Annotated in this window: 20 protein-coding genes and 1 other RNA gene; 15 read left to right on the top strand and 6 right to left on the bottom strand. The window is 27.8% G+C overall.

All coding sequences use genetic code 11. From position 1 onward, the window contains the following. The first annotated feature begins 33 nt into the window (after positions 1 to 33). Entirely contained in the window at positions 34 to 2,667 is a 2,634-nt protein-coding gene (gene ppdK / locus ACYUDJ_RS14500) for a pyruvate, phosphate dikinase (protein ID WP_003483991.1), read from the top strand. A 46-nt stretch (positions 2,668 to 2,713) separates the two neighbouring features. Here the strand turns inward: ppdK and ACYUDJ_RS14495 are convergent, their stop codons facing one another. After that, positions 2,714 to 3,784: a CotS family spore coat protein gene (locus ACYUDJ_RS14495; protein WP_003483992.1), complete on the bottom strand. Its 1,071-nt coding sequence runs from the start codon at positions 3,782 to 3,784 to the stop codon at positions 2,714 to 2,716. A 142-nt stretch (positions 3,785 to 3,926) separates the two neighbouring features. Between ACYUDJ_RS14495 and ACYUDJ_RS14490 the strand changes: the two genes are divergently transcribed. The 9 genes from ACYUDJ_RS14490 (at position 3,927) to ACYUDJ_RS14450 (ending at position 12,309) form a co-directional block, all read left to right on the top strand. After that, the gene (locus ACYUDJ_RS14490; protein WP_003483993.1) at positions 3,927 to 4,955 is read left to right on the top strand and encodes a deoxyguanosinetriphosphate triphosphohydrolase; all 1,029 of its coding nucleotides are present in this window, start codon (positions 3,927 to 3,929) and stop codon (positions 4,953 to 4,955) included. Positions 4,956 to 5,237: 282 nt separating this feature from the next. Then, positions 5,238 to 7,010: a DNA primase gene (dnaG, locus tag ACYUDJ_RS14485; protein ID WP_003483994.1), complete on the top strand. Its 1,773-nt coding sequence runs from the start codon at positions 5,238 to 5,240 to the stop codon at positions 7,008 to 7,010. A gap of 24 nt (positions 7,011 to 7,034) precedes the next feature. After that, positions 7,035 to 8,120: an RNA polymerase sigma factor RpoD gene (gene rpoD / locus ACYUDJ_RS14480; protein ID WP_003358052.1), complete on the top strand. Its 1,086-nt coding sequence runs from the start codon at positions 7,035 to 7,037 to the stop codon at positions 8,118 to 8,120. Positions 8,121 to 8,194: 74 nt separating this feature from the next. Beyond that, on the top strand, positions 8,195 to 9,082 hold the full coding sequence (locus ACYUDJ_RS14475) for a PH domain-containing protein (RefSeq protein WP_003483995.1): 888 nt from the start codon (positions 8,195 to 8,197) through the stop codon (positions 9,080 to 9,082). Between the two features lie 75 nt (positions 9,083 to 9,157). Then, entirely contained in the window at positions 9,158 to 9,847 is a 690-nt protein-coding gene (locus ACYUDJ_RS14470; RefSeq protein WP_042384413.1) for a tRNA (adenine(22)-N(1))-methyltransferase, read from the top strand. Continuing rightward, positions 9,838 to 10,641 (top strand): Nif3-like dinuclear metal center hexameric protein, encoded by an 804-nt coding sequence (locus ACYUDJ_RS14465; RefSeq protein ID WP_003483997.1) that lies wholly within the window; start codon positions 9,838 to 9,840, stop codon positions 10,639 to 10,641. Before ACYUDJ_RS14470 ends, ACYUDJ_RS14465 begins: the two co-directional genes overlap by 10 nt. A gap of 138 nt (positions 10,642 to 10,779) precedes the next feature. Continuing rightward, complete coding sequence (locus tag ACYUDJ_RS14460) at positions 10,780 to 11,514, top strand: zinc ribbon domain-containing protein (RefSeq protein ID WP_003483998.1); 735 nt, start codon at positions 10,780 to 10,782, stop codon at positions 11,512 to 11,514. A gap of 70 nt (positions 11,515 to 11,584) precedes the next feature. Beyond that, positions 11,585 to 11,941, top strand: an RNA gene (gene rnpB / locus ACYUDJ_RS14455) — RNase P RNA component class A. Positions 11,942 to 12,063: 122 nt separating this feature from the next. Further along, positions 12,064 to 12,309 carry a transporter associated domain-containing protein gene (locus tag ACYUDJ_RS14450; RefSeq protein WP_321161464.1) on the top strand — a complete coding sequence of 82 codons (246 nt, stop codon included), beginning with the start codon at positions 12,064 to 12,066 and terminating at the stop codon, positions 12,307 to 12,309. Positions 12,310 to 12,399: 90 nt separating this feature from the next. On the opposite strand, the gene ACYUDJ_RS14445 is transcribed toward ACYUDJ_RS14450, so the two are convergent. After that, a complete protein-coding gene (locus ACYUDJ_RS14445) occupies positions 12,400 to 13,653 on the bottom strand; it encodes a pyridoxal phosphate-dependent decarboxylase family protein (protein ID WP_003484002.1) in 1,254 nt (417 codons plus the stop codon). 442 nt (positions 13,654 to 14,095) lie between these two features. On the opposite strand from ACYUDJ_RS14445, the gene ACYUDJ_RS14440 reads away from it, so the two are divergent. From ACYUDJ_RS14440 to ACYUDJ_RS14425, 4 genes are all read left to right on the top strand, one after another. Then, positions 14,096 to 15,070 (top strand): tetratricopeptide repeat protein, encoded by a 975-nt coding sequence (locus tag ACYUDJ_RS14440; RefSeq protein WP_003484003.1) that lies wholly within the window; start codon positions 14,096 to 14,098, stop codon positions 15,068 to 15,070. Positions 15,071 to 15,309: 239 nt separating this feature from the next. Continuing rightward, positions 15,310 to 16,047, top strand: a complete 738-nt coding sequence (locus ACYUDJ_RS14435; protein ID WP_460289653.1) for a glycerophosphodiester phosphodiesterase — start codon at positions 15,310 to 15,312, stop codon at positions 16,045 to 16,047. A 322-nt stretch (positions 16,048 to 16,369) separates the two neighbouring features. Then, the gene (locus ACYUDJ_RS14430; protein WP_003484007.1) at positions 16,370 to 18,532 is read left to right on the top strand and encodes a YhgE/Pip domain-containing protein; all 2,163 of its coding nucleotides are present in this window, start codon (positions 16,370 to 16,372) and stop codon (positions 18,530 to 18,532) included. A gap of 120 nt (positions 18,533 to 18,652) precedes the next feature. Beyond that, entirely contained in the window at positions 18,653 to 18,997 is a 345-nt protein-coding gene (locus tag ACYUDJ_RS14425; RefSeq protein WP_003484009.1) for a cupin domain-containing protein, read from the top strand. 235 nt (positions 18,998 to 19,232) lie between these two features. Here ACYUDJ_RS14425 and ACYUDJ_RS14420 read toward each other — a convergent pair whose 3' ends face one another. The 3 genes from ACYUDJ_RS14420 to ACYUDJ_RS14410 all read right to left on the bottom strand — a co-directional run bounded on the left by ACYUDJ_RS14420 (position 19,233) and on the right by ACYUDJ_RS14410 (position 21,101). After that, positions 19,233 to 19,754, bottom strand: coding sequence for a hypothetical protein (locus ACYUDJ_RS14420; protein ID WP_043032238.1), 522 nt, complete (start codon positions 19,752 to 19,754; stop codon positions 19,233 to 19,235). A 22-nt stretch (positions 19,755 to 19,776) separates the two neighbouring features. Further along, positions 19,777 to 20,220, bottom strand: a complete 444-nt coding sequence (locus ACYUDJ_RS14415; RefSeq protein ID WP_003484012.1) for a cell wall hydrolase — start codon at positions 20,218 to 20,220, stop codon at positions 19,777 to 19,779. Positions 20,221 to 20,423: 203 nt separating this feature from the next. Continuing rightward, positions 20,424 to 21,101: a Crp/Fnr family transcriptional regulator gene (locus ACYUDJ_RS14410; protein WP_003484014.1), complete on the bottom strand. Its 678-nt coding sequence runs from the start codon at positions 21,099 to 21,101 to the stop codon at positions 20,424 to 20,426. Positions 21,102 to 21,202: 101 nt separating this feature from the next. Between ACYUDJ_RS14410 and ACYUDJ_RS14405 the strand changes: the two genes are divergently transcribed. Beyond that, on the top strand, positions 21,203 to 21,946 hold the full coding sequence (locus tag ACYUDJ_RS14405) for an ATP-binding protein (protein WP_003484016.1): 744 nt from the start codon (positions 21,203 to 21,205) through the stop codon (positions 21,944 to 21,946). A gap of 275 nt (positions 21,947 to 22,221) precedes the next feature. Here ACYUDJ_RS14405 and ribB read toward each other — a convergent pair whose 3' ends face one another. Further along, on the bottom strand, positions 22,222 to 22,863 hold the full coding sequence (gene ribB, locus ACYUDJ_RS14400; RefSeq protein ID WP_003484018.1) for a 3,4-dihydroxy-2-butanone-4-phosphate synthase: 642 nt from the start codon (positions 22,861 to 22,863) through the stop codon (positions 22,222 to 22,224). Positions 22,864 to 22,957 lie beyond the last annotated feature (94 nt).

Here is a 22,957-nt window from a genome sequence, read left to right as displayed (position 1 = left end):
TCACAAAGAAATTTTACAGAGGGGATGTTTATTATGGAAAATAAGAAGCATGTATATCTTTTTAGTGAAGGAAATGCATCAATGAGAGAATTGTTAGGGGGAAAGGGTGCTAATCTAGCAGAGATGACTAATTTAGGAATCCCTGTTCCAACAGGATTTACAGTAACTACAGAGGCTTGTATAAAATATTATAAGGATGGCAAAAAATTAACAGATGAAGTAGTACAGCAAATAACAAATGCCATGGAGGAAGTGGAAAAGAAAACTAATAAAAAATTTGGAAGTGAAGAAAATCCTTTATTAGTTTCAGTAAGATCAGGAGCTAGAGTTTCTATGCCAGGAATGATGGATACTATATTAAATTTAGGGTTAAATGATAAAACAGTAGAATCATTAAGCAGACTTACAAATAATGAGAGATTTGCTTATGACTCCTATAGAAGATTTATTCAAATGTTTTCAGATGTAGTTATGGGCATAGATAAAAGAGATTTTGAAGATGTATTAGACCAAGTGAAAGAAGAAAAAGGTGTTGAGTACGATACAGATTTAACATCAGAAGATTTGAAAAAAATTGTAGTTAAATTTAAAGAAATATATAAAAAAGAAATGAGAGAAGATTTTCCACAAGAACCTAAAGAACAGCTATTGGCAGCTATTACGGCAGTATTTGGTTCATGGGATAACCCAAGAGCTATAGTGTACAGAAGACTAAATGATATCCCAGGAGATTGGGGTACAGCTGTAAATGTACAATCAATGGTATTTGGAAATATGGGAGAAACTTCAGGAACAGGAGTTGCCTTTACAAGAAATCCTGCCACTGGAGAAAATGAAATATTTGGAGAATATTTAATAAATGCCCAAGGTGAAGACGTTGTTGCAGGAATTAGAACACCTCAACCTATAGCAAAATTAAAAGAAGATTTATCAGAATGTTACGAAGAATTCATGGGTATTGCTAGAAAACTTGAAAAGCATTACAAGGATATGCAAGATATGGAATTCACCATAGAACAAGGCAAATTATACTTTCTTCAAACTAGAAATGGTAAAAGAACTGCTCAATCTGCATTAAAAATAGCTGTAGATTTAGTAGAAGAAGGAACATTACAAAAAGAAGAAGCCTTATTAAAAGTAGATCCAAAGCAATTAGATACATTATTACATCCTAATTTTGATGAAAAGGAATTAAAAGCTGCAGAAGTTATAGCTACTGGTCTTCCAGCATCTCCAGGAGCAGCTTGTGGAAGAGTTTATTTTACAGCTGAAGAGGCTAAAATTCATCATGAAAAAGGAGAAAAGGTAATATTAGTAAGACTTGAAACATCCCCAGAAGATATAGAAGGAATGGTAGCAGCAGAAGGTATATTAACAGCAAGAGGTGGAATGACATCTCATGCAGCAGTTGTTGCTAGAGGTATGGGAACATGTTGTGTAGCAGGATGTTCCGAAATAACTATAAATGAAAAAGAAAAATATTTTCATGCAGCAGGAAAAACTTATACAGAAGGAGAGTATATATCTCTAGATGGAAGTACAGGAAAAGTTTATGGTCAGTGCATAAAGACTGTAGCACCAGAAATAAGTGGATACTTTGGAACTTTCATGGAATGGGCAGATAAAGTAAGAGTATTGAAAGTTAGAACTAATGCAGACGCTCCAAGAGATGCAGCTCAAGCAGTTACATTTGGAGCAGAAGGAATAGGCCTTTGTAGAACAGAGCATATGTTCTTCCAAGAGGAGAGAATACCCGCTGTTAGAGAAATGATACTTGCTAAAACAGAATCTCAAAGAAGAAAAGCTTTAGGTAAACTATTACCAATGCAAAGAGAAGATTTTGTAGGAATATATGAAGCAATGGCAGAAAGACCAGTGACTGTAAGATTACTAGATCCACCTTTACATGAGTTCTTACCAAAAGATGATGAGGATATAAAAGAATTATCAAAAGAAATGGAAGTAAGTTTTGAAGAATTAAAGAATACTGTACTATCATTACATGAATTTAACCCAATGATGGGACATAGGGGTTGTCGTTTAGCTGTATCTTATCCAGAAATAGCAGAAATGCAAACTACAGCTATAATAGAAGCTGCTATAGAAGTTACAAGAAATAAAGGAATAAAAATTAAGCCAGAAATAATGATACCATTAATAGGAGAAATAAAAGAAATGGCTTATGTAAAATCTATAGTTGTAGAAACAGCGAATAAGGTATTAGAGAGAGAAAATGTAGAAATGGAATATCAAGTTGGAACAATGATAGAAATTCCAAGAGCTGCACTTACAGCTGATGAAATAGCTAAAGAAGCAGAATTTTTCTCTTTTGGAACAAATGATTTAACACAAATGACTTTTGGATTTTCAAGAGATGATGCAGGTAAATTCTTAAATTCTTATTATGATAAAAAAATATATGAATTTGATCCATTCCAAAGAATAGATCAAACTGGTGTTGGAAAACTTGTAGAAATGGCGGTAAAATTAGGTAAACAAACAAGACCAAATATAAAATTAGGAATATGTGGAGAACATGGCGGAGATCCATCATCTATAGAGTTCTGTCACAATGTAGGATTAAACTATGTGTCTTGTTCACCATTTAGAGTACCTGTAGCAAGATTAGCTGCAGCACAAGCTCAAATAAAAAACCCAAGAAAGTAAAGCTATAAGGGATGTAAGCCTAATGTAAAATTGGCTTACATCTTTTTTAACATATTAAATTTTCACCAAATTTATATTCTATATGTTTCCCAAATAAATATACAAATTTGCTCTGATTGTCTATATCTTCCACAGAACTTTTTAAGATTTTTTGGAAAGACTTTTTATTGCATTTATTTATATTTTTATAATAGTCTCTAGATATTTTCCAAAATTTTTGAGGAAATGATAGATAACTTAATATATATTTATATTCATCTAGATTTAAAGGAATAAATTTATCGTAGTATTCTAAGATTTCAGTTGCTAATTTTGCATCCCAGTTTGTATTTTTTCTTCTTAAAAGTCTTCTCAAAAAATAACCTATATCATGTACTCTGTAGTCTATAGCACATTTATCAAAATCTATGACCCATATATCATTATTAGGGGATAGTATAATATTTTTATTAACGTAATCTAAATGACATAAACATCTATGCAAATTTTTATTATTTATACTGTGGGCTATATCTACAGAGGTTTTGGCTAACAAAATATTTTTTTCAAAATTTTTCAGAAAAAAATCAGAGAATTTATCTTTTTCTTTAAAGGCGTAATTAGAAGAATTTAAAAGGTGAAAAAAATGTTTTTCATGGGATCTATAGATACTATCATTTTTTTCTTTAACTTTACTACCTTTTATAGGAACAAAATTTTCTACACTAACATGCATTTTGCCTAAATTTTCTATAGAATATATAATATGTTCCTTTCTATCATAATCACATTTTTGTCCTTCAATCCAAGGGGTAAGTATAAAAAACATATTATTATAATTTACAAATCTATTGCCATCACAAGCAGGGAGAATTCTAGGAACCTTGATTCCATTTCGATAAAACCATTCTACAGCAGAATAGACAAACAATAGATCAGCTTCATCGTAATATACTTTTTTTAAGCAATAGCAGCTGTTCCCATAAGTAACTTTGTAAACAGCTCTTTGTTTTTCTGTATTTTTAAATTTAATTTGACAAATATCAGCGGTTTGTAAATTATATTTAGGCAGAACGTATTTTTTTACGTTTTCTTCAGATAATAAGTTTATATCAAATGACTTAGCCACATAAGCCATAGAAACACTCCTTAAAAAATATTTTCTTCTATAATGATATTAATCTAAATCATTTATTATAACGGTTTAATAAAAAAAAGGAGTTCTTAACTTAATATAGAATTAATAACACAAAAACATTTTATTGTTAGGATGATATATTATGAATATAAGACAAGGTATTGAAAAAAAAGAACAATTAATATTAAATGCAAAGGCATGTCTTTCTATAAATTCTAAAGGAAGGGAAAGAGCGGAACCTGAGGATGATATAAGGACAGTTTTTATGATAGATAGAGATAGAATTATTCATAGCAAATCCTTTAGAAGATTAAAGCATAAAACTCAAGTATATATAAGAACTTCTGGAGATCATTATAGAACTAGGCTTACTCATACTTTAGAGGTTGCACAGATTGCAAAAACAATAGGGAAAGGTATAGGCCTTAATGAAGACTTAATAGAAGCAATAGCCCTAGGACACGATATAGGGCATGTAGCTTTTGCTCATAATGGAGAAGAAGTATTAAATGAATTACTATCTGATGGCTTTAAACATAATGAAAATAGCATAAGAGTTCTTAAAAAAATTGAAAAGGAAGGTAGTGGATTAAATTTAACTAAGGAAGTATTAGATGGCATACTATATCATAGTGGATTTTCTAAAAACGCTCCTAAGGCTTACACATTAGAAGGTCAGGTAGTTAAGTATAGTGATAAGATTGCATATGTAAACCATGATATAGATGATTCTATAAGAGCAGGACTTTTACTTCAGAAGGATATACCAAAGGATTTATTATACTGTCTTGGAAATACTCATGGGAAAAGAATAGATACTTTAGTTATAGATTGTATAAAAAATACATTAAATAATATAGAAGAGGGATTAATAGAGGTATCCTTAAGTGATGAAAAAGAAAGTGCTTTACATGAGCTTAGAAAATATTTATTTGAAAAAATATATAATGGAAAAATATTAAAGGTAGAGAGAGAAAAGGCTAAATTTGTATTAAAACAAGTTTTTGATTATTTTGTTAAAAATCCTAAAAAAATGCCAAAGCTTTATAAAAATATAGCAGAAGAAGAAGGCATATATATAGGAGTGGCAGACTATATAGCTGGAATGAGTGATGACTACTGTTTATATCTTTTCAATAATATATACGTACCCAAGGTAGTAATATATTAAAAAATTATGAATTGGGCATAATATTTAATAGGAAAAAAAGTAAAATATATAAATTGATGTAATAAAAAATGATGATATATAAGTAAAAAATAAAAATTATTGAAAATTGAAGGAAATTTAGCATTTATAAAGAATATATTATAGTGAGTTTATAACGAAAGTTTAAAAATATTCGAAAACCTAGAAGGAAATATAAAGTTTTTGTCGAATATATTATTTTTGCCTGTGCATTTTTAAAATAATATATTCATAAAATATTAAAGAGTAAGGTGGTAGTAATCATTGATATCGGAAGATGTCGTCCAAAAGGTAATAGAGCTAAATGATATTGTAGATGTTATATCAGGGGACATAAAGCTTAAAAACAGTGGAAGGAACTATTTTGGGTTATGTCCTTTTCATCATGAAAAAACACCTTCCTTTAGTGTGTCACAAGATAAGCAGATATATAAATGTTTTGGATGTGGAGAAGCAGGAAATGTTGTAACTTATGTAATGAAGACTAAAAACGTTGCTTTCCCAGAGGCCATAAAAATTTTAGCAGAAAGAGTAAATATAGATATAGAGGAAGATAAAAAAGAAAATAGAAATAATCCTAAAGATAAAATTTATAGAATAAATGTAGACGCAGCTAGATATTTTTTTAATAATCTTATAATAAATAAAAATGCTATAAATTACTTTTTAAATAGGGGTGTTACAAAAGTAATAATTAAAAGGTTTGGATTAGGGTACTCAAAGGATAGTTGGGATGGGCTTTTAAGACATTTAAAAACAAAAGGCTATACAGAACTAGATATGCTATCTGCTGGTCTTATTATAAAAGGTAAAAATGGATCTTATTATGATAGATTTAGAAACAGAGTCATGTTTCCAGTCTTTGATTATAGAGGAAAGGTAATAGGCTTTGGAGGAAGAGTACTAAATAATGCTAAACCTAAATACTTAAATTCACCAGAAACTATGGTATTTAAAAAAGGTATAAATTTATATGGATTAAATTATGCAGTAAAAGAAAATAAAGATAGAGTATTAATAATAGTAGAAGGATATATGGATTGTATCACATTACATCAATATGGCATAAAAAATTCTGTAGCATCTCTAGGAACAGCTCTAACTACAAATCAAGCTAGACTTTTAAAACGATATGCAGATAAAGTCATAATATCTTATGACGCAGATACAGCAGGACAATTAGCGACTCAGAGGGGCTTAGAAATATTAAAGGATGTAGGATTAGGTGTAGAAATATTAACTGTACCAGATGGGAAAGATCCAGATCAATTTGTAAAAGCCCATGGAAAAGAATCTTACTTAAAATTAGTAAAAGAAGCTTTACCTCTTATAGAGTATAAAATAAAAATTAGTAGGCAGGATTTAAATATTAGGGATAAAAGGCAAGCTATACAATATATAGATAGATATATAAAAATTATAGAAGGTTTAGATCCTGTAGAAAAAGACATGTACATAAGAAGATTGTCAGAGGAAACTAATATAGAAATTCAGACTTTATATGACCAATTAAACAAAAAAAACCAAAATTCTAGGAAAAATGAAAAAGAAGTGAATATGTTGGAAGCTTTTGGACAAAAATTGTATCTAGAACCAGCTTATATAAGAGCTGAAAGATTTATCCTCCAATTAATGTTTAATTATAATAATATTTACGAATATATAAAAAATAATATAAATGAGCAGGATATAATAGAGGAAACTCATAAGACGATATATAAATATATAAAAGATACTTTAGAAGACTCAAATATACAAAATAAAAAATTGCACATAGAAACCCTATGCAATAAAAATGTAGAAACATCTAAAGAATGGGTAAATATATTAAATACCAATTTTATTTACAAAGAAGATGAAAGTAAAAAATTTATAGATGATGCTATTTTAAATATTAAAAAATATAAATTGGAAAAATATAAGGAAGATTTACTTAAAAAGATTAAAGAGTATGAAGCAAAAGGAAATTTAGATGAAACTATAAAAATGAGCCAAGAACTCATAAAAGTAAAGAAAACCTTAGGGGCCATGAAATAATGGCGAAAGGAGGCTACACTTATAATGAAAGAAAAGAAGAATAATGCTAAAGACAAAAATGAAAAAATGAAGTTAGTTAGACGCTTAATAGATAAAGGTAAAAAAAGTGGATCATTAAGTTATAAAGAAATTATGGATGAATTAGAAGAAATAGATTTGAGTCCAGAACAAATCGAAAAGATATATGATGTATTAGAATCTATGGGTGTGGAAGTTACAGGTGATATGAACGATATAGACGTAAAGGAAGAGGATATTGATTTATCAGTTCCAGAAGGTATTGCTATAGATGATCCTGTTAGAATGTACTTAAAAGAGATAGGTAAAGTAGCATTATTAACTTCAGAAGAAGAAATAGAATTAGCACAAAGAATAGAAGCAGGAGATATGGTTGCTAAGAAAAAATTAGCAGAAGCTAATCTAAGACTTGTTGTAAGTATTGCAAAGAGATATGTAGGAAGAGGAATGCTATTTTTAGATCTTATACAAGAAGGTAACCTAGGATTAATAAAAGCTGTAGAAAAATTTGACTATAGAAAAGGTTATAAATTTAGTACTTATGCTACTTGGTGGATAAGGCAGGCCATTACAAGAGCTATAGCAGATCAAGCAAGAACTATAAGAATACCAGTTCACATGGTAGAAACTATAAATAAGCTTATAAGAGTATCAAGACAACTATTACAAGAGCTAGGTAGGGAGCCACAGCCAGAAGAAGTGGCTAAGATTATGGAAATGCCTGTAGATAAAGTAAGAGAAATAATGAAAATAGCTCAGGAGCCGGTTTCTCTAGAAACTCCAATTGGAGAAGAAGAAGATAGTCATTTAGGAGATTTTATTCCAGATGATGAAGCACCAGCACCGGCAGAAGCAGCAGCTTTTACAATGTTAAAAGAACAACTTATTAATGTTTTAGATACATTAACACCAAGAGAAGAAAAGGTATTGAGATTAAGATTTGGTTTAGATGATGGAAGAGCTAGAACCTTAGAGGAAGTTGGAAAAGAATTTAATGTAACAAGAGAAAGAATAAGACAAATAGAAGCAAAAGCTCTAAGAAAACTAAGACATCCAAGTAGAAGTAAAAAATTAAAAGATTATTTAGATTAATGCACCAATATAAGGTGCTTTTTTTTTTTTACTTATAATGATATAATGTTCATGTAATAAGGTAGGTGATAAACATGAAGAAATTTAAGCCTATAAGTGGATCAGGACTAATTTCTATAGTAACTAATACTATAATTTATAATGCAGCAGTAATTTTAATAATGCTTTTAGTTGATTCTTATGAAATAATGGAATTATTAAAAATTTGTTTAATAGGATTGGATATATATTTTATTTACTATATATTGATGTATTCTACAGTTTATTATTGTCTAGACGAAGAAAATATTTATATAAATAGTATATTTGGATTGAAACAGGTTGTAATTCCTATTAAAGAAATACAATGTTACAAAAAACAATCTGGATATATAAAGAATATGAGAATATCTGGATTTAGTAAATATTATTATGCTATAGGAAGAAATATAATAGATAAGTTAGGTAATACCTATATGTATGTGACCTCAAATAAAACTATATTATATTTAAAAACAGATAAAATAAATTATGGTATATCTCCTGAAAATTTAGAAGAGTTTGAACTAATATTAAAACAAGCGGATGTGAAAGAGGAAGATTGGCAATTTAAATTAAATAAAAACACAAATATATTTAAAGATAAAAGGTATTTCACTCCTTTTATAATTGTAACTATTATGATATTAATAATAACTTTAACACCTATGATATTTTATTTATATAATCTTTTACCAGATAAGATGCCCCTTGTGTTTGATGCAAAATTTACTCCAGTAGGTTTTGGAGAAGGGAAACAATTTGCTTTTAAACAAATGATGTATGGAGCTCTAAATATGGTTATATTATTTTGTATGTATTATGTATCATATTTCTATTCAAAATATGATAAAAACTATGCTTACAAATTTTTATATATATCATTGTTTTTTTCAACAGTATTTTTAATATTTCAAATAAGGATATTACATGTTTTTTTATAATATTATAATGTTATAAAATATATAAAATTTTTATTATTTTAAAAGATAAATATAACATATATGCAGGAGTTAGATATGGAAATAAGTTTAAGACTAAAAGAAATAGCTAATATGGTAGACAAATGTGAGTCTGTAGTGGATGTAGGTACAGACCATGCATACATCCCCATATATTTAATTAAAAATAATATATGCAAAAGTGCTATAGCGGGAGATATAAATAAAGGCCCTTTAGATAGAGCAAAAAATAATATTAATTCTCATAGATTACAAAGTAAAATTCAATGTAGACTAGGGCCAGGACTTACTAAAATACATCCTAAAGAGGTTAATGGTGCTATAATTGCAGGTATGGGTGGACATCTTATAAAGGATATATTGAAAGAATCAAAGGAAGTTTTTAAAGATTTAGATTTTTTAGTATTACAACCGGTGCAAAATCCAGAGGCTTTAAGAGAATATATATATAGTATGGGATATAAAATATTAAAAGAATCTTTAGTATTTGAAGACAATAGATTCTATGAAATTATAAAAATAAAATATGATGAAAATCCTAAATCTGTAGATCATATATATTATGAAATAGGAGAATATCTTATAAATACTAAACACCCATTAATAAAGAAATTTTTATATAACAATATTGACAAATATAAAAAAATACTACAATATATAAGAGAAGACACAGAAAGTGCCGCATTAAGAAAAGTAGAAATAAAAGAAAAAATAATTAAATTGGAGGAGCTGGTACAATGTATTTAAATGTTAAAAACATAGAAAATATAATAGAAGAATATGCTCCTTTATATTTAAAGGAAAGTTATGATAATGTAGGGCTTATGATAGGAGATTCAAAAGCTACTGTAAATAAAATATTAGTTGCTTTAGATTGTACCTTAGATGTAATAGAAGAGGCAAAGGAAAAGGAGTGTAACTTGATAGTTACTCATCATCCTTTATTATTTAAAAAACCTTCGTCTATAACTACAGATACTTTATTAGGTAAAAAAATAATAGAATTAATAAAAAATGATATGAATTTATATTCTAGTCATACAAATTTGGACTCTACAGAAAATGGGTTTAATCAAATAGTAGCAGAGTTTTTAAAGTTACAAGATTTAAAAATATTGGATCCTAGCACTTATAATGATAAGGCAGGTATAGGAAGAATAGGATATTTAAAAGAAGAAGTTACTTTAGATAAATTATGTGAAATTGTAAAAGAAGTTTTTAATATTTCTGTGTTAAGATATTCAGGAGAAGACTCTTTAAAAATAAAAAAAGTAGCTATAATAAACGGTAGTGGTCAAGATTATTTTAATAAAGCAAAAGCTTTAGGAGCAGACTGTGTAATAACAGGAGATACCACATATCATTATGTAAGTGACTTAATGGAAGAAAAAATAGCAGTTATTGATGCAGGGCACTTTCATACAGAATGGCCAGCTTTACAATGCTTTTATAAATGGTTAAGAAATAGAATAGAAAAAATGGGTTTTAAAAATGATGTTCTTTTAGCTGAGAATAATTTTTCACCCTACAAGTATAAATAGAAATGAGTTTAGTGTACTCGTTTCTATTTTTTTATATATTCATAACACATCTATAACATACATTTAAAAATTATTAGGTATAATGTAAGGAGGTATCTCTTTAAAATTAAAAATCATATTTTAAAGGAGAATGAGATTATGAAAAATTTAGATTTATTAATTAAACTTCAAAATTGTTATATTGCATTAGAAAATAGTAATAAGGTGCTAAAAGATGGTTCCGATATATATTTTTTAAAAAAATTAAAAGATAAATTTGAAGAAAATAAAATAAAGTATAAATCTAAGGAAGAACAATTAGAGAATATAAAAAAAGAATATAAAGAAATAAGCTTAAAAATAAAAAGAGAAAATAAAAATATAGAAGAAAATGAATACTCTCTTTATAATGAGGCAAAAAGTGATATAAAGCTAATAGAAAGACTTGAAAATGATATAGAAAAAAGTAAGAATACAATAAAAGACCTAGAAAATTTAGCTATAGAATTAATAGAAAAGGATGAAAAAATAAGTACAGAAAAAGAAAATTTAAGAGAGGAACTAAAAATAATAAAAGTAAATTTTGATGACTATAAAAAAACTAGTAGTAAAAAAATAAATGAAGCCAAAATAGAAATAGATTTGTGTGAAAAATCTATAAAAAATATAAGAACTATTATTGAAAAAGATTTTGTAGAAAAATTCGACAAAATAAAAGAATCTAAAAAAATAGCATTAGTTCCTTTAGAAAAAGGAGTATGTACGGGGTGTAGGGTTAGGGTTTCAAGTATGATTTTAGATAAAATAAGAAAAGAAGAAAAGATAGTTTACTGTGATAATTGTGGGAGAATACTTTATAAAGTACAAGAAAAAAAGTTAAAAAAAGTTAAATAGATAAAATGAAACCATATTTTCTAAAAAATAAATTTGATTTTTATTTATAGCTATGATATCATAATACTTGCGAGTAAGCCAGACAATCGCTGCCGTACATTGTACGGGAGAGGAAAGTCCGAGCTCCATAGGGCAGGGTGCTGGGTAATACCCAGTGGAGGCGACTCTAAGGAAAGTGCAACAGAGATATACCGCCAGATTTATCTGGTAAGGGTGGAAAGGCGAGGTAAGAGCTCACCAGCGTATAGGTGACTATACGGCTATGTAAACCCCATCTGGAGCAAGATCGAATAGGAGAGCAGGAAACTTAGGTTTCCAGGGGTGGCCCGTCCCGCTCTCGGGTAGTATCGCTGGAGCCTATTGGTAACAATAGGCCTAGATAGATGATTGTCTAACACAGAACTCGGCTTATAGGCTTGGTCGTGCCATTGAAAACATTAGGTTTTATACCTAGTGTTTTTTTATTTACAGTAAACTTCCAGCACTTTTTATTATTAACTAAGTATAACTATATTGAACAGAGATTATTTATAATAATATTGTATATGAATTAATAATCATACTTTTATAATAGGTAGTATGGTCTCCCTTGATGACCTTAATGATTATTTTAATATAAATATTGAAAACCAAGATTGTGATACAATAAATGGATTTCTAATTGACCTTCTTGGACGTATTTCGATGAGTGCTGAAGAAAAAAATATAGGATATAAAAATTTTACATTTAAGATAGAAGAAATAAAAGAAAAAAGAATTGAGAAAATAAAGTTTTATGATCAAAAAGAAGTTTAATTTTAGGGTGTGTAGGTGGATATGCATAAAAACAAATCTACCTATGTACCCTTTTATTATTCTATAAGATGCAACCAACTTATTTAGTATTTACATTGCTTTTAAGTGTTCTTTATTGAATTTTCTTAAATCGTATACTAAGGAATTTAATATATCTAATTCAACATGTTCCATAACGACTATCTTATACCAGTTATTTGTAGGGTTATGAACTTCTGGTACCAGGAAGTATTTTTCTGCTATTTCTTTATTAACATATTGTTCTTCTATAGTTACTATGTTCATACTGTCCTCTTTGTAATATTTAATTCTCATATCATTCAATTGCTTACATAACCATTTAGTTCTATTTCTTAATTTATTTATCTTTTCCATCCATCCATATGGTCCGTAGCTAGCAAGTACCATCCATATAGCTACAGCATTAGAACCTGAGCGGCTACCACTTAGCGTAACATCTAAATTCTCTATATAAGTTGCTTCCTTTGTAAGAGTATTGTGTATTAAATTTTTTCTGGAAACGAAAATTCCTGTACCATAGGGTGCTTGCAACATTTTATGACCATCTAATGTTATAGAACTTACATTTTTATTAGAAAAATCCGTTTTACACTCTTTATTATCTATAGGATATATGAATCCACCGAAAGCTCCGTCAACATGAATTTTATATTCTAAATTATATTTATCAAAAATATTAGCATATAAATCTGGATCATCTACGGAACCAAACATTGTAGTTCCCATATTAGATATTACTATAAAATATTTTTTCCCAATTTCTTTAGCTTCTTTGACAATGCTATCTAAAGTGTTCTCTTGAATTTTACGACTGTAAAAATCTACTGGAACTTTTATTATATCTATATTTAATAAATCAGATCCTTTATATGCTGAATAATGAGTATCAGCAGATGTGATTATAGCTATTTCCTCATGTTTTGCTTTTCTTTCTTTTTTAAAATAATTTCTATAAACCCACATAGCTTGTATATTAGCTTCGGTTCCTCCCTGAGTTACATATCCATCAAATTCTTCATCATTTCCATTAAGAACATCAATTGCTAATAATTGAATGAGCTCTCTTTCTATATCAAAGGTTCCTCCGAATAATATATCTGCTTTATCATATGTGTGGCACCCTATATGATTTGGATTTTGTATAAATGTTCTTAGATATGGTGAGTGCTTTACAAAGCTATGATCGTCATAAAAAACAGTATCATCCAATTTAGTTCCTGGTATTCCTATAGTTTTAGTGTTGTCATAGTTTAAAGTTTTCTCTAAAGATTCAGTTATTTTTTCATCCATTTCTTGTTGAGTATATTTTCTCCAAAACTTCATTTATTAATCCCCCTTATTGGTTATGTCTAACACGACATTAATATTTTTAAGTACATTCTTAATTCAAAAACTTTCCAAAATAATAATAACATATAATTTAGAAAATATAAAATACACGAGCAATGCTAAGTTAATATTTGGTAATTATTTACTTCAGTTAATATAAGAAATTACAATAGAGTGGCCTATATATAATTAATATACAATTCAAATTAAATTTTAATGGATAATTCAGAACATAGTCTAAAATCATATAATTTCTATAAATAAAAAATAAATTTTATTATAAAGATTAAATGTAATATATGTGAAAAAGATAATAGATAAATCTATGGATGAATTTGTAAACTATAAATTTTAAAAGAATATATTAAAAGTGTAAGTAATATTTATATTAATATAATATGCTAAAACAAAATACATGTAAGAGGAGAGAATTCAAGTGAATAAATTAAAGAACAAAAAGGCTATTATTTTAATCACGATTGTAATTGCATTATTAATAAGTTTAGGGTTGTACAGATATAATAAAGTTGAAGCTTATAATAGAGTTCTAGCAACAGCTAATAATTATATGGAAAAAGGAGAATATGAAAAAGCTATAGATAGCTTTAAGGAATCATTAAACTATAAAGAAGATAAAGAAATAGATAAAAAAATAAAAGAAGCAGAGGATCTTAAACATAGTCAAAAAGTGTATAATGAGGCTGTAAATCTATTAGAAAATAAAAAATATGAAGAAGCTTTAGAAAAATTAAGTTCTATAGATGAAAATAGGGGTAAAGTATACATTTTAGCAAAAGATAAAATAGATGGTTGTGTAAATGAACTAATAGACTTAGCTAATGAAGAATTTAGGAAAGAAAATTATGATAGTTCTAATAAATATTTAGATATAGTTTTAAAATATGATAAGGATAATGAAAAAGCATTGGATATAAGAAATAATATAAAAACTAAAATAGAGGAAAAGAAGAACAATGAAGAAAAACTAAAAAAACAACAAGAAATAAAGACTTTAAAAGAAAAGAAGGATAATGAATATAATCAATCTAAAGTAAATAATAAACATAAGGTAAATAATAAACATAAGGAAAGAACAAGTAAGTCTAAAGAAGAATCTAGTTCCAAGAATAATTATATAAGTGAAAGTAAAGCTAGAGCTTTAGTGGAATCTGTTAAGCCTTCTGATGTTACTCTAAATTATTTAGGGATTCAGACAGTCCCATACTCTCACATAACTACACCTTATAAGGCATTCCCACAGGAACTTAAGAATAAAAAAGTCTATGTGTTTGAAGGCGTATATGGTAAAGGTGATGGAAGCTATGCAGTGAGTCAATATTATGTAGACCTTAGTGGTAAAATTTACAGAGATACCTATCCAAGCGATGGTAAATGTATCAGAGTAAAATAAAATTGAAAAGCTATGAATTTTGATATTGTATTTCAAAATTCATAGCTTTTGTTTTTTTAGTGCTAAATTAAGTTGTAGGTATAATACTGAAAATTTATTATAATATTATTTTAGATTTTTCAACTTTTTATATATAATTTTTTTATTTTTAGAAGGAATGAAAACTCCTATAGAGAATTTTTCATTAAGTAATGCATATAAATTATACTAATAAAATTTTATTAGATAGGAGAAAAAATATGAAATATACTAAAATTCTAGCCCATAGAGGGGCCAGTGCTTATGTTCCAGAGAATACTATGGCTGCTTTTAAAAAAGCTATAGAAATGAATGCAGATGGAATAGAGTTAGATGTTCATTTATCTAAGGATGGATATATTGTAATTATCCATGATGAAAGAGTGGATAGAACTACAGATGGAAAAGGTGAAGTAAAAGATTTTTCATTAGATGAATTAAAAAAGTTAGATGCAGGCTCTTGGTTTAGTAATGAATATAAAGGTGAAAAAATACCTACTTTAGAAGAACTTTTAAGTCTAATAAAAAATACAGAGATTTACTTAAACATAGAAATAAAAGCAGGTTATAGAGTTTATCCTAATATAGAAGAAAAAGTTATAGATATGATAGAAAAATATAAAATGTTAGATAGAGTGATAATATCCTCTTTTGATCATTATTCTTTAGTGAGAGTTAAAGAAATAAATTCAAATATTAAAACAGGGATGCTTTATGAAGCGTCTTTGTATGAGCCCTGGGAATATGCTAGATCTATAAAAGTAGAAGCACTTTATCCTAATTATATTACTCTTACAAAGGAATTTATAGATAAATGTTACATTAATAATTTGGAAGTAAACCCTTATACAATAAATGATGAAACTAATATGGAAAGCTTAATAAAAAATAAAATAACTAGCATCATTACTAATTATCCTGATAGAGCTTACCGTATTATTTCAAAATTAAAACTATAAAATTTCCAAATTAAAATTTAGTTAAATATTTAAAGGGTGAAGATTTTAATACATATTTATTATGAATAAATATATATGTATTAGTTAAAATAAAAATATTAAATAGGTTTAGGTTTAAAGTTTTAATAGCATGAATAATGTCATTAAATTTTAGGCCTTATTGTTTTGCTTAGAAATAGTAAGTTTATATTAATAAAAATCATGAGATAAAATATATTCGAAAATTAGGTATTTAAAGTTGTAAATATAGAAATACTAAGCTTTATAAGAGAGATTTTTATTGTAATATACTTTTCGGTAAAAGGTAAAAAGGGGGTATTTTGTGAAGAATATTTTTAAGATTTATAGAAGAGATCTACAAAATATAATAACAAATTGGGTAGCTATAGTTGTAGTGTTAGGGCTTATGATATTACCTTCCTTATATGCCTGGTTTAATATAAAGTCTTCTTGGGATCCATACGCTAATACAAAGTCAATATCTGTAGCCGTAGTAAATAAAGATAAAGCTGCTGTTTTTAAGGGCCAAAGCATTAATGTAGGAGAAGAGCTTGTAAATAAACTAAAAATAAATAAAAATATTGGATGGAAATTTGTTGATGAAAAAGAAGCTGAAAAAGGAGTAAAGTATGGAAAGTATTATGCCAGTGTAATGATACCAGAAGACTTTTCTTATAAAATTTTATCTATAACGAGAGACAAACAAGAAAAACCTACCTTAATTTATTCTGTAAACGAAAAGAGCAATGCAGTGGCACCTAAGATAACAAGTAAAGGCGTTACAACAGTACAAAATGAGGTTACAAAAACCTTTGTAAAAACAGTAAATGGTATTATATTTGAAATATTTAATAAGTTGGGAATAGAGTTAGAAAAGGGAAAACCAAAACTTAAAGATTTAATGAATATGATTTTTTATGTTAATGATAAGATACCTGAAATAAACGCTTCTATAGATAATCTAGAAAAAGGTGCTATAACCTTAGAGGAATTTATAGAAAAAATAAATAAGGATATTCCTCTAATAAAGGATACTATAAATAAGGCTTTAAGTGCAGGGGATAAAACAAAATTATTTTTATCAAAATCTAAAGAAGGAATAAATAATGTAGCACCCTATATAAAACAGGATTTAATTATAGCTAAAAAAATAAATAATACAGCAGAAGTTTTAATAGGGGAAGGTGTAGGAGTAATAGAAAAAAATTCTCAGCAAGCTAAAGAGGATTTAGTAGCATCAAAGGATAAGTTAACTAATGTAAAAGAAATTTTAAATAGTACATTGGAATTAGTTGATATTATAAATAAAGATAAAAAAAATATTATACTGAACGATTTTGAAAATAGAATTAAAGATATGAAGGAAAGGGTAAATAATAAAATAGAAAATATAAATACTGTAGTATCTTCCATAGATAGAGGCGAAAAAGTATCTGTAGAAGTACTAAATAGGCTAAAAAATAAAGCCAATGGTATAGATTCTATACTAAAACAGATTATAGAGGATTTTAATCCTAAAATAGTACCAGCTATAAATAACGTTCTTAATGATTTAATAGTTGTAGCAGATAATGCTATACAACTGTTAAAGAATGCTAATGAAAATTTACCAGAGGCAACTGAGCTATTAGATAAAGGATATACTGGAGCAGAAAAAGGTATAAAAGGCATAAAAATTCTTAAATCTAATTTACCATCTATAGAAAAATCTATAGGAGAAGTATCAAATAAGCTTAAAACTTTAGATGATGATGAAAGATTAAATGAAATAATAAAATTAATGAAAAATAATGCAAAAATAGAAAGTGATTTTATATCCAACCCTGTAGAAATAAAAGAAAATAGAATTTATCCTATTCCTAATTATGGATCAGCCATGGCTCCCTTTTTTACAACTTTATCCCTTTGGGTAGGAGCATTAATTTTAGTTTCTATACTTTCAGTAGATGTAAAAGATATAAAAGGAGCAAAAAAACTAAAAGTATATGAAAAATACTTTGGTAGATATCTTACATTTATGACTATAGCTATATTTCAAGCTTTAATAGTTAGTTTAGGGGACATATATTTATTAAAAGTATATGTATCAAATAAACCAATATTTATTTTATTTTCAATATTTATAAGCATAATATTTTCTATGATAATATATACATTAGTATCTGTGTTTGGTAATGTAGGAAAAGCTTTAGGAGTAATACTTCTGGTGCTTCAAATATCTGCTTCAGGAGGAACTTTCCCTATAGAAGTTACTCCAGGATTTTTTCAAAGGATAAATCCATTATTACCTTTTACTTATGCTGTATCAGGTATGAGAGAAGCGGTGGGAGGAGTTATAGAAGGTATACTTTTAAGAGATATAGTAGTATTGCTAATTTATTTTACTCTATCAATACTATTAGCCTTATTATTAAAGAAAAAACTAGAAAAAATAAACAGGAACTTTATGAGAAAGTTTAAAGAAAGTGGTCTAGTTGAAGAATAAACTAATTAATAAGTAACATTAGTTACGGAATTTTTAATTGAAAAATATTATTATATAAATATAGAAAATGTAATCCCTTTAGTTCATGCTATAGGAGAGATTTGAAGGAGGAGTTATTACATGACAAAAAAACCATTAATAAAAAATATAGATTTTGCAAGACCCATAGAGATGGAATCTTTAGTAAATTATGAAGATGGTACAGTAGTAAGTAGAACTTTGGCACAAGGGAAGCCACTAAGCGTAACTTTATTTGCTTTTGATAAGGGTGAAGAAATAAGTTCTCATTCAGCTTCAGGAGATGCTATGGTTTATATTTTAGATGGTGAAGCAGAAATAACTATAGGAGAAGAAAAGTTTAATGTTAAAAAAGGAGAAACTATAGTAATGCCAGCTAATGTACCACATGCATTATTAGCTACAGAAAGATTTAAAATGCTTTTAACTGTAGTTTTTAGTTTATAATAAATTTTTCATAATTATCAAGTGAAGAATTTATTTAGATGTTATCTATTAAAAGGAGATATATAAAGGTTAAGTTTATGATATTTTACAAACTATAAATTTTATTTTAGATGAAAAAGCTATGAAATTAAGGTATTAACCCTATTTTTCATAGCTTTTATATTCTTGGATTGTTCATTTTAAATCAAATCTAAAAAATATTAATTTAAAATGAACTTATTGTATAAGAGATTATTTAATCAAATATTGTTACAAATTTTATAGAGTACATATCAGCCATAATCAAATGATTAGTGTCTACTTCATCTATTAAAACATAGCTTATTCCAACACCTACTAGGGTACCTTCTTTGTCTATGAACATATTAGTACCTATTAAAAAATCTATTTTTACTCTTTTACCTATTTGAGTTTTTAAAAAGCCTTGATTATATAAGATATCATCTTGTATAGAAGGCATAAATTGAGCATTAGGGCTAGGTGCTGGTGCAGGTGCAGGTGCAGGTGCAGATTGAGGTTCATTAGTGACCACAGGTGATGCAGCATCAGTATACATATAATCTTCATTTTTATTAGCTATGTTATTGTTGCATCTATTCATATCATTATAATTTATGTTATCCATAGAAGAAGCCATATTAGGCATATATGGATTATACATTGGAGAATTACCCCAAGTCATGTAAGGCATAGGCCTCATATTCATATTTTCATCACCAGGATTATTTTCTAAATAAGAATAATCATCAATAAACATAAAATTCCTCCTAATTTATTTATTAAGTTTGTGCATATAACTCAGTGGGATTATAAAAACAATGCTGAACAACTCTTACTTGGAAAGAACCAGTACCATTTGCTGGAAAAGTATAAGGGCAACTTGGCCTAAAAGGATTAAAATACCAAAGAGAATATCCTATATTATATAGTCTATTACCAGATAATGCCCAGTCGGCTATATCATAGTGTACTTGCTCTGGTGGAGTAGCCCAAATAGTTTGGGGGTTAGGAATTCCTCTTAATACATCTCTCACACAATCAAATTGGCCAGGTTGATAAATAACATTTCTTAAATTACCTTGACCAATTCTGTGATATTCACCATAAGGCACTCTAACTCTATTCATAACTACAGTAGCTACGGCTTGCATTCCATTTTGCCCTTCACCACCAGCTTCACATTTTATAATTCTAGCTAATAATTCCCTATCGGAATATGCCATAAAAATACACCTCATAAAAAGTCATTACAATATTAATTTATTCATAGTATCAAAAAAAGTACTAATTATTTTAAACTTTTGTTGAAATAGTATAAGTTGAAGAGATTATTATTCTAATAGACGCTTTTTTTAAAGAAATATTTACTGTGAGGATAGTTTATAGAGTGATTTATTAATATTACAGTTGGTAATTGTTATTAAATTTAATATAAAATTTCTTCTAAGGCGTCTAAGTCTTTTATAGTTATTATATTTTTCTCAACATCTATTAACTTATCATTTTTCATATTAATAAGTTCCCTTGATAGAGAAGGCCTGGGTATACCGAAGGTTTCAGCTAAAGCCTGTCTGGACATATTTAATTTTAAAGTCAAACTATTTTGAGTTCTATATTGATCCAATAAAAAACTAGAAATTTTTTGACGAATAGTTTCATAAGATAAATTTTTTACTTTTTTATTTAACATTAATATTTTATTAGATAGAAGTCCCATTAAGTTATTTAAAATTAAAGAGTCTAAACCACAAAGTTTAATGATATCTTCCTTAGATATAAACATAACCTTACTATTAGAGTTAGATAGTATAGTAGAAGGATATTTATTCATAGAAGAAAATACAATAACTTCACCAAAAATATCTCCAGTGACTAAGGTTGTAATAGTAACAGTCTTTCCAGAAGAAAATAATTTTTGTATTTCCATGCTCCCATCTAATATAATACCTATAGTAGAGCAGGCATCACCTTCTATAGCGATTATTTCATCTTTCTTATAATCTTTTACTTTATAATTTATATTCTTAAGAATTTTTTCTATGCATTTTTCCTCAAAATCTTTAAACAATATACATTTACTTAAAACACAAAAAATATTATTCATAAACGAACCTCCGTAAATTTTATGGTGGTAACATTAGTTACAGAATTATTTACATAATAGTACTATAATAAATATATAAAATCAACAGGAGGAATATAAAAATGATTAGAAAGATAGTTAATATAGATAAAGAAAAATGTAATGGATGTGGATTATGTGTAACAGCTTGTCATGAAGGAGCTATAGAGCTAATAGATGGCAAAGCAGTTTTAGTTAGTGATGAATATTGTGATGGGTTAGGAGATTGTCTTCCAGAATGTCCAACAGGAGCTATAAAGATAGTGGAAAGAGAAGCTGCAGAATATAATGAAGAATTAGTAGAAAAAAGAATGGCTATGAAAAAGTCAGCAGAAGAAAATAAAGAAAAAATGCCCTGTGGATGTCCAGGAACTATGGCAAAAGCTATTAAGAGACCAGTAAAAAATGTTAACTTAAATATAAAAGAAAAAACCAAAAAAAGTGATGAGAAAATGGATATGGATTCAGAATTACAACAATGGCCTGTACAAATAAAATTAGTCAATACAAAAGCTCCATATCTACAAGATGCAAATTTATTAATAGCAGGGGACTGTACAGCATATGCTTATGGTAATTTTCATAAAAAATTTATAAAAGACCGTATAACGTTAATAGGATGTCCAAAACTAGATGATAATGAATACTATAAAGAAAAAATAGCAGAAATATTAAAAAACAACAACATAAAAAGTATAACTGTAGTAAGAATGGAAGTACCTTGTTGTGGCGGCATAGTAAATGCAGTTAAACAGGCTATGTTAAAATCAGAAACTATAGTACCATTTAATGAAGTAATAATAAGTACAGACGGAAGAATAAAATAAAGAAATTACGACTTAAAAGGAAGTTATACTACCCTTGGTTTAAAAAAGGGATATGTGGTTAGAAAGGCAACTCACTTCAATAAGAGATTCTAATTTGTTTTTTCTTAAAATATATGGTTCCAAATCATAACTCGCTGAACGCTCAGACAATAATTTGGAACATACATATATTTTGCAAAAACAACTAAGAATCTCTAATTTTGTTCAAATGCCTTTTACACCACATATCCCTATTTTTTAAACTACGGGAAGCTAGAATAACTCTTTAAAAGTTGTTAAGTCACAATTTCCTTATATTTTATAATATCCTCAATGGAAAGAACGGTTAAATTATGTTTCTTAGCAAAATCAATTATTTGTGGTAGGCGAGCCATAGTTCCATCAGGATTTGTAAGTTCGCACAAAATTCCTGCAGGTTTATATCCTGCTAAATGCATTAGATCAACGGTGCCTTCTGTATGGCCAGGTCTAGTTAATACACCTCCTGTACGGGCACGAAGTGGGAAAACATGACCAGGATGACATAAGTTTTCAGGCTTGCAGTCATCTTTTATTGCAGTAAGAATTGTAGTAACTCTATCTGTAGCGGAAACACCTGTAGTTACGCCTTCTTTAGCTTCAATTGAGATAGTGAATGCGGTTTCGTACTTACAGGTATTATTAGGTACCATTTGAGTTAAACCTAATTTTTTTACTTTTTCATCTGTTAAGCAAAGACAAACAATACCGCTACATTCTCTTATTAGCATAGCCATTTGAGGTACTGTAATAGTTTCAGCAGGAAAAATAAGATCTCCTTCATTTTCACGATTTTCATCGTCAACAAGAAGTACTCCCTTGCCATTTTTTAGATTATCTAATGCTTTTTCTACACGGTTTAAAGAATTGCCAAACTGAGTTAATAGTGATTCATTCATTTAAAATTCCTCCATATTGTGAAAAAATTTATATAAAGCACCTCAGTTCTTTATTATACGTATATTATTTTTATACTTTTTTCTAAATAACACA

Source organism: Clostridium sp. CTA-6 (assembly GCF_054768115.1).
This window is presented reverse-complemented; position numbering and strand designations above follow the sequence as displayed.